Origin of the sequence: Lysobacter lycopersici (assembly GCF_007556775.1) — a bacterium.
Taxonomy (GTDB): domain Bacteria; phylum Pseudomonadota; class Gammaproteobacteria; order Xanthomonadales; family Xanthomonadaceae; genus Pseudoluteimonas; species Pseudoluteimonas lycopersici.
In genome coordinates this window covers 820,552-838,832 of the sequence record NZ_CP041742.1, presented here as the reverse complement: position 1 = coordinate 838,832, position 18,281 = coordinate 820,552, and the positions used below count along the sequence as shown (strand labels likewise).

At 59.1% G+C, this 18,281-nt stretch carries 9 protein-coding genes; 5 read left to right on the top strand and 4 right to left on the bottom strand.

Annotation, left to right across the window (positions count from 1 at the left end; all coding sequences use genetic code 11):
* Positions 1-14 precede the first annotated feature (14 nt).
* From ligD to FNZ56_RS12845, 3 genes are all read left to right on the top strand, one after another.
* A complete protein-coding gene (ligD, locus tag FNZ56_RS04265; protein WP_143878656.1) occupies positions 15-2,546 on the top strand; it encodes a DNA ligase D in 2,532 nt (843 codons plus the stop codon).
* 61 nt (positions 2,547-2,607) lie between these two features.
* Positions 2,608-3,492 (top strand): non-homologous end joining protein Ku, encoded by an 885-nt coding sequence (gene ku / locus FNZ56_RS12850; protein WP_185970791.1) that lies wholly within the window; start codon positions 2,608-2,610, stop codon positions 3,490-3,492.
* A gap of 3 nt (positions 3,493-3,495) precedes the next feature.
* The gene (locus tag FNZ56_RS12845; protein WP_185970790.1) at positions 3,496-4,506 is read left to right on the top strand and encodes an SDR family oxidoreductase; all 1,011 of its coding nucleotides are present in this window, start codon (positions 3,496-3,498) and stop codon (positions 4,504-4,506) included.
* Positions 4,507-4,529: 23 nt separating this feature from the next.
* Here FNZ56_RS12845 and FNZ56_RS04255 read toward each other — a convergent pair whose 3' ends face one another.
* The 4 genes from FNZ56_RS04255 to FNZ56_RS04240 form a co-directional block, all read right to left on the bottom strand.
* Positions 4,530-5,741 (bottom strand): NAD(P)/FAD-dependent oxidoreductase, encoded by a 1,212-nt coding sequence (locus FNZ56_RS04255; RefSeq protein WP_143878655.1) that lies wholly within the window; start codon positions 5,739-5,741, stop codon positions 4,530-4,532.
* 80 nt (positions 5,742-5,821) lie between these two features.
* Entirely contained in the window at positions 5,822-6,025 is a 204-nt protein-coding gene (locus FNZ56_RS04250) for a hypothetical protein (RefSeq protein ID WP_143878654.1), read from the bottom strand.
* A 743-nt stretch (positions 6,026-6,768) separates the two neighbouring features.
* A complete protein-coding gene (locus FNZ56_RS04245; RefSeq protein WP_143878653.1) occupies positions 6,769-8,724 on the bottom strand; it encodes an AAA family ATPase in 1,956 nt (651 codons plus the stop codon).
* A 720-nt stretch (positions 8,725-9,444) separates the two neighbouring features.
* Positions 9,445-10,098 carry a Crp/Fnr family transcriptional regulator gene (locus FNZ56_RS04240; RefSeq protein WP_143878652.1) on the bottom strand — a complete coding sequence of 218 codons (654 nt, stop codon included), beginning with the start codon at positions 10,096-10,098 and terminating at the stop codon, positions 9,445-9,447.
* 340 nt (positions 10,099-10,438) lie between these two features.
* Between FNZ56_RS04240 and FNZ56_RS04235 the strand changes: the two genes are divergently transcribed.
* Positions 10,439-17,626, top strand: coding sequence for an FG-GAP-like repeat-containing protein (locus FNZ56_RS04235; protein WP_185970789.1), 7,188 nt, complete (start codon positions 10,439-10,441; stop codon positions 17,624-17,626).
* Complete coding sequence (locus tag FNZ56_RS04230) at positions 17,611-18,099, top strand: hypothetical protein (protein WP_143878650.1); 489 nt, start codon at positions 17,611-17,613, stop codon at positions 18,097-18,099. The genes FNZ56_RS04235 and FNZ56_RS04230 overlap by 16 nt, the downstream gene beginning before the upstream one ends.
* Positions 18,100-18,281: the final 182 nt, after the last annotated feature.

The window sequence follows — 18,281 nt, the reverse complement described above, 5'->3', positions numbered from 1 at the left end:
GAGTCCCCACGTCCGTGCTTGAGGAATATGCCCGCAAGCGTCAGTTTGGAAAGACGCCGGAGCCCGCAGTTCGCCCGCCCCGCCTCAGGCCAGGCGGGCGTCCTATCTTTGTCGTTCAACTGCACCATGCGAGCCATCGCCACTACGACTTCCGCCTCCAGGTCGGCAACACCCTGAAGAGTTGGGCTGTTCCGAAAGGCCCGAGTTTCGATCCGAAGGTAAAGCGCATGGCAGTGGAGGTCGAAGACCATCCGCTGGGGTATGCCAGCTTCGAGGGCGACATCCCGAAGGGCCAATACGGTGGTGGCCATGTGGCCCTGTTTGATCGTGGCACATGGACCACTGAAGGCGACGTAGCAGCGCAACTGGCCAAGGGCCATCTGCGTTTCGAACTGCACGGCGAACGCCTCAAGGGTGGCTGGCATCTGGTGCGCTCGGGCAAGCCGGCGCGACAACCGCAATGGCTGTTGTTCAAGCAGGACGATGCTTGGGCCGCACCAAAGGAAGCCGACGACTTGCTACAGGGCGTGACCCCGCCACCGACAGAGGATGTGCGCCGTGCGCGGCGCCTCGGGGCGAATAAACGCATTCCAGCCGCCGAAAAGGCAACACCGAAGCGCGCTTCCCGCATCGACTGGCAGGCCGAAGCCGCCGCGCTGCCTAGTGCGCGCAAGCGCGCGATGCCGGCGAAACTGCCAGCGCCGCAACTCGCGCGGCTGGTTGATGCGCCGCCGCAGGGCGACGACTGGCTGCACGAACTGAAATGGGACGGTTACCGTCTACTCGGCGCGATTCGCAAAGGCGTAGCAACGCTGTGGTCGCGCAATGGCCTGAATTGGACTGAACGCGTGCCGGAAGTGCGCGATGCGCTCGCCACGCTCGGCCTGCGCGATGCCATTGTGGATGGCGAACTGGTCACGAGCCGCGGCAGCCGCGAGGATTTCAACCTGCTGCAGCAGGTGCTTTCGGGTGAGCGCCAAGGCCAGTTGCGCTGCATGCTGTTCGATCTCCTGTACGTGGATGGCATCGACCTGTCGAAGGTCGGCTTGATCGCACGCAAGGCTTTGCTGGAACGCTTGCTGGCGAAGGCGCCCATGGCACTGGGTTACAGCTCGCATGGCGTGGGCCAAGGTGCCGAGGCATTCAAGGCTGCGGTGAAGGCAGGGTTCGAAGGGATCGTCTCCAAGCGCGTGGATGCGATCTCGCATTCCGGCCGTGGCGACGACTGGCGCAAGTGCAAGGCCTTGGCCAGTGCGGAATACGCGGTTATCGGTTACACGCCGCCAAAGGGCAGCAGAGCTGGCATCGGCTCGCTGCTGCTGGCGACGCCCGACAAACAGCATGGCTGGCGCTATGTGGGCCGCGTGGGCAGTGGCTTCAGCGACGCACAATTGCGCGAACTGGGAAAGGCGCTCCGCGGCAAAGGCGGTAATACGCCGGTCGTCCATGTGCCCGAGAATGATACCGATCTGCGTCAGGCCAAGTGGTTGCCGAAACCGTTGTTCGTGGTCGAGGTGTTCGAACGCGGCATCGGAGGACGCGGCCTGCTCCGTCAGGCTAGTTTCAAGGCGTTGCGACCCGACAAATCCATTGCCTCGTTGACTGACAGCGATCGAGGCTCCAATGGCCCGGGAGAGAAGAAGGTGGCAACGAAGAGAACCGTGCGGCGCAAGACCACGCCCAAAACCCGGCAGCCGCCCACCCTGACCAGCCCGGACAAGCTGCTGTTCCCCGACGACGGCATCGACAAGCGGGAACTCGCCGACTACTACGCCACGGTGATGGACTGGCTGCTACCGGAGATCGCGAACCGGCCGCTGTCGGTGGTGCGCTGCCCCGGCGGCATCGGTGCGCAATGCTTCTTCCAGAAGCACGCCACCCCCGGTTTCGAACTGGTCTCGCGCGTGCCTATCGAGGAATCTGATGGCGGCACCGAGGATTACCTCGTGGCCGAGGATGCGGCGAGCGTGATGGAACTGGTGCAGTTCAACAGCATCGAGTTCCATCCCTGGGGCACACATATCGACGACATCGAACGTTGCGACCGGCTGGTGTTCGACTTGGATCCCGACGCGGCGGTGGCATGGAAGGACGTGGTCGCCGCGGCCCGGCAACTGCGCGGCTACCTGCAGCAGGCCGGGCTGGAATCCTTCGTCCGCACCAGCGGCGGCAAAGGCCTGCACCTCGTCGTGCCGCTGGCGCCGGCCGCGCCTTGGGAACGTGCGCGCGCATTCGCCGAGGCGGTCGCAGAAGCGACGCGCGAGGCCGATCCGCTGCGCTATGTCGCTACCGCTTCGAAGAAACTCCGCAGGGGCCGCATCTTCATCGACTGGCTGCGCAATGGGCGCGGGGCTACAAGCGTGGCCAGCTTCTCTGCGCGTGCGCGTCCCGGCGCGCCAGTGGCGATGCCGTTGCGCTGGGAGGAGTTGGGCAAGGTCGCCAGTGGGCATGCGTTCGACATCCGCAATGCACAGGCGCGTCTGAAGCGGCTGAAATCGCATCCCTGGGCTGGAATCGAACGAATCCGGCAGACGCTGTCGGCCTAGGTCACGGTACGACGACAGGGGCTAGCGCAGGCTGGAACGCCCGACCCCACGAGGCTTCGCCATGGCGCGCCCGATCTGGACCGGCAATCTCAGCTTCGGCCTGCTCAATGTCCCAGTATCGCTAATGCCGGGGACGCGATCCACGGACCTGTCGTTCCGCATGCTCGATGCCCGCGATCGCAAGCCAATTCGCTACGAGCGGGTCAATGCCGACACCGGCGAGGAAGTGCCGTGGAAGGACATCATCAAGGCCTTCGAATACGACAAGGGCAGCTACGTCGTGATCGAAAAGGAGGACATCGCCTCCGCGGCACCAGAAACACACGAATCGGTGGAGATCGAGGCCTTCGTCGACGAGGATGCGATTGATATCCGCTATTTCGAGAAACCCTACGTGCTCGTGCCCGGCAAGAAGGCCGAGAAGGGCTATGTCTTGCTGCGCGAAACTCTTGTCAAGGCGAAGAAGATCGGCGTCGCAAGGGTGGTGATTCGTACTCGTGAATACCTGTCGGCGGTAATGCCACTGAAGGACGCGCTGGTACTGGTGATGATGCGCTACCCGCAAGAGTTGGTGGAGCCGGGCGAATACAAGCTGCCGCAAGGCAAGAGCGGCGACTACCGAGTGACGGCCAAGGAATTGACCATGGCTACGCAGCTTGTGGAATCGATGGCCACCAAGTGGAATCCGGACGATTATCACGACGAGTTTCGCGCGCGGTTGTCCGAGATCATCCGCAAGCGCATCAAACAGAAGGGCAAGACCACCAAGGTGCTGGAGGAGCCTGAGGAGGCACAGGAGGGTGCCGCGACCAACGTGGTCGATTTCGTGGCGCTGCTGCAAAAGAGCTTGGGCAAGAAAGATGGAAGCACAGCCGCAAAGGCTGCTGCGAGGAAAACGCCCGCCAATGCGGCGAAGAAGGCCGCGACGAAGCGCAAGGCGGGCTGACGTATGGCGACGCACAAGGCCAGCAAGCGGACATCGGTTTCCACTACGAAGGCCGCTAAGCGGACAGTTGCCGGCCAGCGGGAACTGCAACGGGAGATCGATGCCAAGGATGCGAAGCGCAAGCCCAAGCCCGAATCGAAAAAGGCCGTGCAGGCTGGTGCGCGCAAGCAACCCGGCCGGATGCCAGCGCAGCACCTCGCCAAGCCGGGCCGCGAATCCGATCTCGCGTTGGTGCCGCGTTTCGAGGCACCCGACTATCGCGGTAGCGGCAAGCTCGAAGGCATGGCCACGATCGTCACCGGGGCGGATTCGGGTATCGGCCGCGCAGTAGCGGTGTTATTCGCGCGCGAAGGCGCGGATGTAGCCATCCTGCACTTGGATGAACACGAGGACGCAGAGGAAACCGCACGCTGGGTGAAGAAGGAAGGCCGGCATGCCATCGTGATCGCCGGCGACGTACGCGATTCGGCCTTCTGCAAACATGCCGTCGATAAAACGGTCAAAGCCTTCGGCCGTCTCGATGTCCTGGTCAACAATGCCGGTTTCCAGCTGCATGCGGACAAGCTGGAGGACATCAGCGACGATCACTTGCAGGAAACCTTGCAGACCAATATCGCTGGATATTTCTATATGGCGCGTGCGGCACTTCCGCACATGCAAGCCGGCGCTTCGATCGTGAATACTGGCTCGGTGACGGGTTTGTTCGGCAGTCCAAAGCTGATCGATTATTCGGCGACGAAGGGCGCGATCCACGCCTTCACCAAGGCCCTTGCTGCAAACCTTCTGGACCGGGGCATTCGCGTCAATGCCGTGGCGCCGGGCCCGGTGTGGACGCCGTTCAATCCGGCCGACAAGCCCGCCGGAAAAGTCGCCGAATTCGGCAAGGACAGCGCCATGCGGCGACCTGCACAGCCCGAGGAGCTTTCGCCTGCGTTTGTATTTCTAGCGTCTCCGGTAACGGCGTCTTACGTGAACGGGGTCGTGTTGCCGGTCATGGGCGGACCAAAAGGTTAGCGCAGCCCTTTCATCAAATGCCTTCAGTGAAAGCGAGCGAACCCGAAGAGGGCGAATAACGCATGGCGCTTGCGCTCGATGGCAGCACGCAAGATGCTTGCCCCAAGTACCGAATAAGTAATGCCGTTTCCGCCATAGGCCATGGCAAAGAGAACGCGCGGCCCGTATTGCCGGTGCGCACCGAAGAACGGTAGCCCATCGGCCGTTTCCGCGAACGTGCCGGCCCATGAAAATGCAGGTCGTGCCTGAAGGCGGGGGAACATCCCGGAAACACGTTTTGCCAGGCGGTGGGCCTTCTTGGCCACGCGTGCGTCGCGCCGCGCAGGAATATCGATGCTGTCGTCTTCACCGCCGACTATTACTCGACCGTCGGAGGTCGTGCGCATGTAGAGGTAAGGCCGAGCCGTCTCCCAGAGCATGGCGTCACGGAGGGGTCCGAGCACGGTTCGATCGATGGGATCGGTGACGTATGCATAACTGCTGCGGTTTCTGGCGATGCGTTGCTTGAGCAGGGATTGTGCGGCGTAACCCGTTGCCATGACGACATGTTTGGCGGTGACGTGGAACCCTTCTTCCGTTTGCAGTTGAACCGATCGAGGGCGAACAACGATATCGACCACGCGGCTACGATCGTAAACGGGCATTCCGCGCCGTTTCCAGGCTGCCAACAGCCGGTAGGTCATGCGATAGGGATCGACCACGGCTGCAGTCCTGGAAAGAATGGCGGCAGGTGCGTCGATCCCGAATCGTTCGGACAAGCCTTCACGATCCAGCCACGAGACCGGTAGTCCAGTCCGTTCCCTGGCAAGGAACTCTTCCTTCAGCGTGATGGAATCCGAGCGACTGGAAGCGAAGTACACGCTTTGCATCCTCCTGAAGCCAATTCCCTTGACGCGGGCTGCGATGGCAGCAAAGGACTCCACGGCGACAAGGCAGCTGTTGTAAGCGAGCTTCGCTTGTTCATCGCCGAACATGCTTGCGAGGTCGATCAAATGCGTATCGATCTCGTACTGAATCAGGGCCGTGCTTGCCGATGTGCTTCCCCAGGCGATATCCCTTTCTTCCAGAACCATCACGTCATGGCCGTGGGTGGCCAATTCGTCCGCAATGAGCGCGCCACTGATCCCGCCGCCAATTACCGCGACCTCGCAACTATTGTCGCGGGTCAGTTTCGGGAACGAGTGGATGAGGCCGCTCTTGACGGCCCAATACGGATAACCGCTCTTGAGATCCATCCTGAAATGATCCGTTCTGGCATGTGCGCGCCACGTTAAGGGGCGGTGAGGCGTTTCATACCGAACGCTGCCTCTGGTGTTCAGCCGCGGATCAATGCGCAGCAGAAATTCGCCATGTTGTATTGCCCAATGGCTGGATGCGATGTCGCAGCTACGTTTGACAAAGACGGCAGCGACGGTAGTTCGACCAGGCGCGAGGCATAGCGATCGAGGAATGCAGCCGCTTTGCGATCACCGGCGTGCGCTGCAGCCCGCAAGGCGTCGAGGTATTCGTCTGTGGTCATCAAAACGGCTCCGACCCAGGGATGAGCCAGCAGCCGCATCCTGCGGCCCGCATCTGGCAACGAGTGGCCTCAGGAACAGGGGTGAAGCCTACGGCCCGGTGCCTCGATCACGTTGCTGGCAGAGCCAGCGTGCGCTTGAGCATGGCCGAGAAGCATCAGGCAAGGTGCCAAGGTCGGATAGGAAAAGTCCTAATGGCGCCAGCCTGCCCCGTACCTGCCGCCCCCGTCGACGCGAGGTTTGGCACTTGCCTGCGGGGCCGCGCGGGATGGGAACCCATCGTCAACGCCGCGCGTTGCTGGCAAGAAAAGGATGGCCTTATTACTGGCGAGGCAATATGGGAAGGTTCCGCGGTCCTGGATAAGAATTTTCACTGAAGGCGATGGAGCGGATTGGGCCTCGCTCGATCTGGAGAATTTGTTCACTACGCCCGCTAGAAGATTTGCCCTGATGCGACCCTAAGCGGTCGTAACACGCCCCGCCTGCTGGGTCCGGTCATACGTCGGCTTGGTAGCCGACTACTGACAAAGGCAGAGTTGAACCATCTCGGAGGGATTGCCGCAAGCGACCGAGAAGACTTTCGCGTGAAGTAATCCGAGCAGAGCCGCGTTCAATGCCCGAGAGGGTGCTCACGATACTTGGTCCTTGCCCTTGGTTCGGCCTTTCACGCCCAAAGCCTGCGCAGCCGGGGAGCGTCAAGGTAATGCTCGCGCGGCGGAGAGAGGGCAACCCGAAGCCCCTGCCGCTACTTGGGCGGCAGGAGTGCGTTCAATGCCTTGAAGGCTTGCTCAAAGCGATCAAGCGATTCATTTACTGCGGCCGTGTCTTTCGACAACAAATCTTGATTGTTCAGCAGCCAAGACGCAGGGGTGAAGTGATCGAATTCAGGAATTGAGCTGTCCATCAAATTGAACAGCGCTTCGGCTTGCTTGACCTGCCTTTCAAGTGCGCCTTCCTTCGTGAAGTCTCCTGCCTTCAGAGTTGCTTTTCCCTTCAGCCCATATGCGCCGTTCACAACGTCGGCGAACAACTCGGGACTGAAGAAGTCTTCGATGTCGCTTTCATTCTTGCCTGTGTAGTCGGTCGCAACAAGAATCCCTTCAGTTTTCAAGATCTGCGATGTGCGCAGGCGTTGAACCTTGCTCTTGTCGCCGCTACCGTAGTCACAAAGTGCAGCGATGTTGATTCCTTTTCCGCTAAACAGCGATGCGAATGACTGCACCTTGTCGATGCCACCAGACGGACAGATCGTCCATCGGGTATCCAAGCCTTCGCGCTTGCGTGTTTTCAGCGCATGTGAAGCCACTTGTAGATACAGAATGTCTGATGGTCCCTCGACCAGCAGAGTGTTCGCACCGATGAATAGCGCCTGAGTAACTTCGTAGCCGAGATGGGCTTGGAGCGGGAACAAGGTGTCCTTGTCAACGGTAAGTACGTCTGCTGATACCTTCGTACCCTTGATAACCGGCCTGTTGCGCTCGTCGCGTTCAACAACGTCTTCAACCACGCGAACATCCTCAAGTCGTTCCGCGGGCACCATGAACGGCGAGTGCGTGCTGTAGATGACCTGATGCTGCGGGAGAAGTCGCTCAATGATGTAGCGGAGCAGGTCGGCTTGTGCCTTGCCGTGCAACGTGAGCCCTGGCTCGTCTAGAAGAATGACGGCGCCTGGCGCCTTCTTGCGCATCTGCTTGAACTGGGCAAGGAAGGAAAAGAACCAAACGAATCCGGCGCTGCGCTCAGACAGCGGCACATCGACCTTGTGATTGGCATTGTTAATACGAATCTTGACCACGGTGCCGTTGTTAAACGGAGGCGGGTCGTCCTTGAGTCCTTGCGCCATTTCGATATTCACAGCGAGCGCATCGTTCTGGCTCCAGAACTCAAAAATCTCATCCGTAATATCGTTCGACGCGCCTTGGCACTTAGCCTTCAATTCTTCGAGTCGAGTGCTGGCTTGTAGCTCCTCGATTGAAGTGCCCGCGTACTCCAAGAAATCCAGAAAAATCTGATCCCCAGGTTCGATCTTGCGGCCATGCTGTTTGTCATCTTGTAGCTTGACGACGGAGATCTCTCCAGACATGCGGTCGTAGTGAGACGTATAGAAGAATTTCGGCACGCGCAGCAAATCAATTGCCTTGAGCGTTGCTCGGCCTTCACGGAAGGTTGCGATTTCCTTCCTGACCGCAAGCAAGGCCTCCGAAGGTCCTTCGGCTGCATCGATCTCAGAAACAAGGTTATCGAACTGAATCTTGCTGAACTTTGTTAGCTCAGGCCCCTTTACAGCATGCTTACTGAGCAGATGTTTGGCGGCCTTGGCTTCATCGATCTTTATGGTCCAGTAATTCGTGCTACTTCCGAACTCGCTTTCGATCTCGACGGTATCCGAAATCAAGCTGCCTTCACCAAGCACTTTTTCGACGGCGCTCTTTTCGAGAGCGGACAGTTTCCAGACAGTAGACGCAACGCGCGCTTCGCTCTCTCCGTGGCGTTCGTCGTATCGAACCAGATGCCGTCGTGGGTAGTCACGAATCTTGTCGTACTTGAATCCAGAAAATGAATTGATCCCGTGAAGTGCTGATAGAACGGCAGTCTTTCCGGCTTCGTTCTTGCCCACTAGGCAAGTTAGTTGCCCAATCTCGAACCAACCGGTGTCCTCGGCAGAGCGAAAATTGCGAACCCGCGCCTTGATCAGCTTCATGCTGTCCCCCGTCTTAAGTGTTTGTCCGTTCGTGCCACCTTGTCTTTTCAGGGTAGGGGCGCGATAGCCTGCATTCAATGCCCGGAAAGTCTCACGTCCTGAGACTTAGGCAACGGACTATTCGCCTAGTGGCAGAACTAGGGAGGGACTATGGATCGAATGACTTGGGCCGTCGCACGCGGCTACATGCCGGCGGCGTTCGCGCTGGCGGTCGCAGTGGTGTCGATGTTCGTAGTCGCCGGATTGCAATCCAGTCCGTATCTGGCTGGGCTGGTGCCGTTGGCCCGCTGGGTGCCGCTCGCTGCGTTGGCGGCTGCAATGGGGCTGTGGGCCGTTCGCACGTGGGGCTTGTGGCGCTGGCAGCAGGGCGCGGCGGCAGGCTGCTGTGTATGCGGTGGGCCGCTGGGCTTCGAGCGCGTAGGCCGAACTGACCGGGGCGGTGCATATCGCCGTTGCCTTGCCTGCCGCACAAACGTCAATCATCGGCACTACGAGTAGCGCGGGCTACGGGCCGCTACGCGGCGTGGCCGACTGCCCAAAACGAAAGGGTTAGGCCGTGAGGCCTAACCCTTTGTTTTTATTGGTGCTGGAAAAGGGACTCGAACCCTTACAGTGTTACCACCGGCGGATTTTGAGTCCGATCTGTCTGCTTCTGGCCGAAAGCCGCCGATCAGAGCCAAGCGACATCGATGCCACTGGAGCAGTGAGGACGATGCTGTTTCACCGAAGTATACTTTTCAGGATCACGAGCCCTAATTGCGGATCCTTGGCCACAAATCCTTCTTTCGCCAAGTCCTGAAGGACATGATTCACCATCTCCCGGGTAGCGCCGACGCGGTGGGCGATGTCGCGCTGGGTAAAGGATTTCGGCAAACGGCGGATACTGCCCTCGTTGACGGCTTCCGCTTCGATCAGCGACAGAACGCGGCTGCGGACATCATCAAGGGCGATGCTCTTCAACTGCTGCGTGGAACGCCGCAATAGACGCATGAGCTTGGTGATCAGGTGTACGGCGAACTCGGGTTCCGAATGGACGAGTTCCCGGAGTGTGTCTGCGGTGAGGACTAGACAACGCGATCCTTGCAGGGCCTGCACCGAAGCGGAGCGGGGACCTCCATCGAACGCTAATTCCCCGAAATACTCGCCAGGCTGCAACGTGTTGTAGACCACCTCACGCCCCTTGCCTTGGCTAGCGAAGACTTTGAGCTTGCCCGACAGCAGGACATAGAGCTGGGACGAGACCTCGCCCTCGCAGAGCAGGATGTCGCCCGTGTTGAATTCCTGCACCTCGCCGATGGACGCGAGTCGAGCCAGCAAGTTCGCAGGCAAGGAAGGAATCGACTCGTCCTTCCGCAGTTGGCTTGGTGCGTCCATGCCAATTCCCCCGATTCGGCGAGGTGAATATTTCACACTTACGATGCTTTTGAAAAAGTAAATATTTCACACCTGCGCATGCCTGAGTCATGCCGATGAGAACTGCGATCGATTTGGCGTTTCGCATGTCATCGCGTATTTGCCGAATCAATTACTTGCGTGCACAAGTTTTGTTGTTTTCTTCTCGCGCTTGATTTGTCACGGGGTCCGCTGTAACAACGTCAACGGGGATTGGGGACTGCACGCACTCTCGCCGGGGGTGGCAAGGAGATGCGGTGCAGGGACGCAACGGCGCAGGCCGGTAATGCGGCCTGTCGCAGGGACTGCGAGGGGACAACGCGTGGACGAGAACGTCGTGGAGCGTGCGCCGCGGGGCGCTGGGATTCTGTTTCTCACGGTGCTGTTCCTGGTGCTGCTGCAAGTCGGCGCACTGATCTCGAACGTCCTGGCCGACACCGGCGGTGGCGCGATCGGGACGACCGTTTTGCCCGAGGATGCCTCGGATATTGTCGCGGCCACGGCCGCCGAGTTCCGGGTCGACGAATCGGGCGCAGCGACTTACACCATTCCCCTCTACGCGGTTCCCGGCACCGCTGGCGTCTCGCCCAAGCTCTCGCTCAACTACTCCAGCCAGGGCGGTTATGGCCCGATCGGCAAGGGCTGGTCCATCGGCGGCCTGTCGAGCGTCACGCGCTGTCGAAAGACGCGCGAAGCAGGCGATTTCATCAGTGGAGGCGTCGTCACCGATGGGTCTCCGAACCCAGTCAATTTCACCGACACGGATGCCTATTGCCTGGATGGTCAGCGGCTGATCCAAGTCACGTCTGCATCGGTTTGCCCGACGCTACCCGGACTTATCGTCACATCGTTTCGTACGGAAATCGAGTCCTTCCAGCGCGTGTGCGGTTATTCACCTGGTTCTCCCTATACGGGATTTGCATTCTTCACGGTCAATCGCAAGGACGGCTCAACCAGCTGGTATGGCGATCGCGACAACAATTCGACAAGAAATCGCGCAGACGGGTATTTCAACAGTACCCGTTCGGATAAAGCGGACTTTGCTTTGGCCTGGGCGCAGACCCGCTTCCAGGACTCGACCGGCAACTATATTGATTACATCTACAGCGAGAACCCCGGTGGTACAGGCACCGGTGAACAGGTTTTGAGCGAGGTTCGCTACACCGGGAAAACGGTGTTGAACGGCCAGACGGGAAGTGCGAAAGCCCCATACGCGAAGCTGAAATTCAACTATTCCGCGCGCCCGACGACGCAATGGGGCAAAGGCTACGCCTCTGGTGGCATGCTGACGCAAAGTCGCCGCCTCGACAGCGTGACAGTTTGTACGATCGGCGGCACGGCGAACTGCGATCCGAGCACGCAACAGGCGCGCTATTACCAGTTGACCTACGCGGCGAGCTCCGCGGGAAGCGGCCTGGATACGCTGAGCAGCTTCCAGGAGTGCACCAATAGCGACAAAACTGTTTGCCTTCCCGAGACGACCTTCGGTTGGAGCGCTGGCAACTACGGGTTTGCGACCAATGAATCCCCCAGCAATTGGCCGACAGGAAGCCTGAGCAAGTTCGAGGGCTTCAAGATGGGCGACGTCGATGGCGACGGTCGCCAGGACGTGGTCTATCTCAAGGATGGGAGCAGCGGCGAGTATTGCTCAACGGAATACGTCTATGTCCTGTTCGCAACGCAGGATGCAACCGGCGCCCTGAGCTATCTTCAAGGCTCGCCGATCTGCACACCGGCCGAAGATGGCGGCATCGAGGGCAGTTGGGAACTGGTCGATTACAACGGGGACGGTCGTGACGATCTGTTCATCCGGGGTACGAGCCAGTGGTATCTGTATCCGTCTCAAGGTCGGTCTGGTAACTGGAATTTCGATTCAGGTACGAACCTCATCGCGTCGCTTTCGCCGGCCATTCCTTCGCAATCCGCAAGCAACGAACAGGTGCAGCTCGTCGATTTCAATGGCGACGGTTTGGCCGATATCGTGTACCCGACGTTGAGCGGGATGAAGACTCGGCTCATGGAGCGAGATGGGAGTGGCTCCTTCGGTTGGGGTGCAGAGCGCAGGCTGTTTGTCGATACCAGCAACATTCCAGCGTTCCTGGACAAGTGCACGCAGACCAATTACGACTGCCTCATCGGGTTGAATGGACTGACCACCAAGGCGGGCCAGGTCCAGTTGGCCGACCTCAATGGCGATGCCGCATCCGATCTGATCGCCGAGATCTTCAATCTCGCAACTTACACCGGCGGCGGTTGTACGCCCCAATTGCAAGCTAGCCGGAGAAATGGCACCCCAGCGCTCGGCGCCTGCCCGCCTGATGTCACGAAGATCCATACCTACGCCCTTACGGTCGCGGCGTTGGCATCGGATTCCGTCACCCTCAAGGGTTATTACGATTTCGGCGCCCAGGTATCCACGGTGAATCTGGCGGATGTGAATGGCGACGGATTGACGGATGTGTTCTGGCGGCCGACCGACTCCAGCGAATGGCAGTACAACGTCAATACCGGAATCGGGATGCTCTCACCTGTCCAAGTGCCATTGGATGGCTATGAAGACCAGGTGAGATTCGCGGATGTCAATGGCGATGGCCGTACTGACATCCTGCATGTCGCGAATACGGGCTCTTACAAGGCATACAAGGCATTGCAAGCTCTGCCTGGCGGTGGATTCGGTGCGGAAGCTTGGTTGCCGAGTGGAGGGAATGCAAGGATTTGCGAAGGGCCAGAGTGCGATAACGACAAGAAGGTGCCGATATTCACCGACCTGGATGGCGATGGAAACCTCGATTTCATGTCCATCAAGATGGACGACAATGCGGACGTCTACATCTCCCGGCCGAACTACCGATACTTACCGCGCGATGTCATCACCGGCATCACCAATGGCTTGGGTGCTACGACGACACTGACATATGCGGCGTTGACCAACAATGCCGTGTACTTGCGCGATACCGGATCGCGCAATTCGATCGATGCGGGACGAGGCGCGGCGGTGACGGATCTGCTGATGCCGAGCTATGTCGTCGCCCGTGCGGCGAGTAGCGCGCCGAGCGATGGCAATCCCAATGGCGTGGCCAAGCTGTTCTACCGCTACGCCGGTGCCAAAATGCAGGCCGGCGGGCGTGGTTTCCTGGGCTTTCGCGAAATCGTGACCATCGACCCTAATGAGGCCGAAGGCTACGTCACCACGCAGACGATCTACAACCAGAAGTTCCCGCTTGTCGGCATGCCCGCGCGCACGATCAAGCGAGCCGTGACCTCTGGCACCTATGTGATCCCGGCTTGCCTCACGCAGACGATCAGCGATACCTGTTTTTATACTTATGGCGCAACAACCTTTCCGACACCAGCAGGCAACTGGTTCTCCGACAACACGCAATACTGGGAGGCCGATACAGACCTTGCGAGCGTAGGGCTCACCGATTTCGCCGCTACGGTTCAAGCGCCGATCCATGTCCGGACCAGTGGTACGGACGAGTTGTTGCGCGATCCCTATTCGGGCGCCACTACGAGCAAGGTCAGCACGACATTCACGTATGAGGCGTATGGCAATGTCGACACGACGGTCGTCGATACCTATACCGGGACATCGACCTCGGCTACGGCAACCACCACGACCGAAAACACCTATTCGGATACGCCCTCGGCATGGTTTCTGGCAAGGCTTCAATATTCCACGGTGAGGCACTCACGGCCGGGCCAGACGGATGTCGTACGGACGACAGCCTTTGCCTACGACGCGACCACGGGGCAATTGCTGCGGGAACGTAGCCAGTACGGCGAAACGGTGAATCCTGCGAACGTCGACCTCAAGCGGGTCTATGTGCTCGACGAATACGGGAACCGGACGCTCGAAAGTGCTTGCAGCATCGACGTCACGACATGTGGCGATACCACGGGCGTCGTCTTCCAGCCCTCCTCGTTGACCACGGTCAACCGATTCACCCGCACGGCCTACGACTCCATTGGGCGTTATCCGAAGACCACCGTGGCGCCGTTCTGGAATGGCGGCACCGGGAGCGGCGTGGTCGAAAAGACCACGCAGACCGTGGTCTCCCGGAACATGTTCGGCGACGTGACCCAAGCCTTCGATGTCAACGGCGTGGATACCGTCGCGGTCACCGGCGGATTCGGGCGACCTTATTACACTTGGACAGAGACCGTCCCGGGGAGCACACCGGGCGATCCGATGAGCGGTGTCAGAACCTACACCAAGTACCGCAATTGCGGCGATGTCGGCTGCCCGACCGGGGCCCGGTTCCGGCAGGAACAGAAGGCCGATAGTGCGCCGACGGTCTGGACCTACTTCGACCTCCTCGGGCGACCGGTAATGAAGGTCTCGGAGACCTTCAATATCGATGATCCGGACAAGGATTTGTCCGCGGTGTGCACGACCTATACACCTACGGGCAAGACCGCCCGGATCTCCAATCCGTTTTTCTTGCCGGGCGTGGCGGGCGGCAACGGACCCATCGGCCTGGCCAGTGCTTGCAACGCAACCGGTGTGTTGTGGAGTTCGACCACCTACGACGTGCTCGGTCGACCGATTCAGATCCAGAGTCCGGACATCAACGGCGGTACGGCGACGGTGGGCATCGCCTATTCGGGGCGCACGACCACCACGATCGATCCGCGCACCAACGCCACGATCAAGACCGTCAACGGCCTGGGCGAGTTGATTTCGGTCACCGATGCCGCCGGGCTGGTGACCACCTACGGGTATCTCGCCGATGGCAGCAATTCCAGCGTCTCCCGCAATGCTGGTCGCGGCGCGGTGCTGAACACCTTCCAGTTCGATGTACTGGGCCGGAAAATCCTGCAGAACGACCCCGACACCGGAACCACCCAGTTCGGCTACAACGCATTGGGCGAACTCATCTGGCAGCAGCATGAGGGCGATGCCCGTATCGAGAACCTGATCGATGCACGCGGGCGGGTCTGGAAGCGGACGGCATTGGTGCCCGATGGCGCGGTCGAGTCGACGGCCACGTTTACCTATGACACGACGACCAACGGCCTGGGGCAACTCGCCTTTGAGACCATCACGGGTACCTACACAGGTTGGACACCCGGCCCGGGCAACAACCTGGCGTTCTCCAGAACCTATACCTACGATTCGTTGGGACGGCCATCGGGCACGACTACGGGACTGGATAACAGCACCTTTGATACTGCCGTTACATACGATACGTATGGACGTCCAACGAAAGTCATGGACGCTTCTGGGAGATGGTCGAAAACCCATTACAACGACCGTGGCATGGCCGATGTGGTGTGCAAGAGCACGGCGGCCGATGCCGGCCTCAATTGCGATCCGAGCAACAGCGTCTTCACGACCCTGGAAACCGATGCATGGGGACATGCGGTCTGGGAGCGCCGCGGCAATACCGCGGCTATGGATGTTGTCCGGACCTACAGCCCGGAGACCGGCCGCATCGCCACGATCTGCGCCGGTGCACGCGACTCGCACGGCGATTGCAAGCTCTTCGATGCCGGCTACAACTGGGATCAGGCCGGCAACCTGATCACCCAGGCGATGTCGAACGGTAACCGCTATGCGGAGACCTACGCCTACGATGGGTTGAACCGGCTGAAGGAAGCGCGGCTGCTGGTGCAGGACGGGCTCCCCGTCAGCACCGTTACCCAATCCTTCGAGTACGACGCGCTGGGCAATGTCTGCCGGCGTTCGGGCTCGATGCTACAGACCGCGGAGTTCACCTATCTGGGGCGCTCGGGCTGTGGACTGGGCGACGACAAGAACAGCGCCTATGGCAATGGCAGTGCCAACACCTATGGTGCGCACCAGTTGGTGCAGAGCGATTCCGGAGGCACCACGGTCTATTACGGCTACGACCCCAGCGGTAACCAGATCACAAAGGATGCGCCCTCGGCCACTTACGACCGCACCATCAAGTACAGCCTGGATAACCATGCCTACGAGGCGGCGCCGGGCTCGGGCACGACGGTCAAGTTCTGGTACGGCTCGGACGGGGCGCGCTACAAGCGCATCGATGGCAGCAAGAAGACGCTGTATCTGGGCAATGTGGAGATCGTGATCGAGGGCGGTGTGAACACGTTCCGCCGCACGCTGGCTGGGGAGTACCTGCAGACCATCGTCAGCAACGTGGCGACCGAGAACTATCTGTTCCACGACCAGTTGGGCAACCTGGTGCGCATCACCAATGCCACCGGCACGCCGGTCAACAACCTCGACTATGCCGCCTTCGGCGGGCGTCGGGATTGGGATACGCAGGCGAGCGGCGGCCAAGTGCCGACGCTGACCACGCGCGGGTTCACCGGGCAGGAGCACATCGACGGCAACCTGGGGCTGATGCACTTCAATGCGCGGTTGTACGACCCCGCGCAGGGGCGATTCATTCAGCCCGATCCGGTAATCCAGGCACCGGACAACGCACAAAGCTGGAATGCTTATAGCTACGCATTCAACAACCCACTGACCTATACCGATCCGACCGGGATGATCGGGACGACGGAGCGAATGTGGGCGGCGGCGATCGTTGCGATTGTGGCAGCGGTCTGGACCGGAGGTGCATCGATCGGGTGGTTTGCAACGCTGACTTCCACGCAGGTGTTCGCAATTACCGTCTCAGCGGCGTTCCTCTCGGGGGCCATTGCAACGCAAAGTTTCAAGGGTGGATTGTTATCCGCCTTTGGAGCCGCACTCACGTTCGGGATCGCGAGTTGGGTTCCTCAAAACTATCAGGTCTTCGCGCAGGCCATGGCGGGCGGCATCTCGGAAAGCCTGCAAGGCGGGAATTTCGGCAATGGATTTATTGCAGCCGGACTCACCGCCGCGGTGATGCCGCACTTGGGCAATGTAGCGAGCAACCGCGGCGGGCGCATCATGCTGGGCGCACTGATTGGCGGGACGATTTCCGAAGTGACCGGCGGGAAGTTTGCCAATGGTGCGATCAGCGGAGCGATTCAGGGGGCGATGGCTGGACAGGAAGATGCCTTGCAATCAAGAGAATCTCCAGAAACCCTTTCATTCGCAGATGCACCAGAAGCCTTACGCAGTCAGTTGCTTGATCCAGACTCATGGACAGGCGCGGTACAAACTATTGCCACTAATTTAGGGTATGGCAATGTTGCCGACAGAATGGTTGCGGTGAATGATGATTTTAGGAATAAACTCGGTCGTCCAGATCCTTCAGTATCTGCAATAACGGTAGCTGGTAAGACCACTTATTTCCGATCAGCCTTTACCCACGGCTATTACGGCCTTTCGTCGATCATTGACCATGAGGTTGTACACCTGTATTCATATATTAAATTTGGCCCATCTTACGGAGCAAGAGAGAAAGGGCACCGTGAGTTTGCGGCGTACAAATACCAAGCCTCCAGAGAGAATTTCTGGAAGGCGTCGGACTACTTTAGACGTGGACAACTGGGTGGTTGGCAGCAGGAAATTGATAATTTCCGTGATGCCTTACATGTGTGGAACAATGGCTGTGGATCGGAGGCATTAGCATGTCAAGAATTTTAAAAATAGGAGCATCAATTTTTCTGACTATCGCAATCATGGGACATGCAAATGCTGAGAACCGTGCAGGCCGTGCCAGGTATGTCTTGAATGCTAGAGACGGTTGGGTTGACTTCTATATTGTTAATCAATCGTTGAAAGACCTTCCATTTTCTAGTCGGCCAGATAGATTTTCTTTAGGACATGAAATCAATTTTGTGTTTTATGCAGATAACGGCCTTCTCTGCAAAACATGCCGCTATCGACCGATAGATGACGCAGATCGAATGCCATCAGTGCCAGATATATCCATTATCCCAGGGGAAATGAGCGGATTTACGCTTTCGCTGCAGGAGTTAAGGGAGTATTACGGCCTTGGAGATGGGTGTTATGGCGTGTACGTTGAAATACGGCAACGTAAACATAGCCAGCTCGTTGTTGTCGCCGCTTCAAATGCATCGAAAATCTGTGTTGGAAATTCGAATAAGGCACGTTAAAGGCCGCACTGCGGGTTGTACAGGAAGCTTAAAGGGCTGGTGACCGTAACTTCCTGTGTTCAGCGCTAACAGTTTACGTTTACGTCTTTTGTGTAAGTCGCTGCCGCTAGCCAGCATTCTGGAGCACGATAGGTTGAGCTGAGCAAGGTAGGATGGGTTGAGCGCAGCGATACCCATTACAA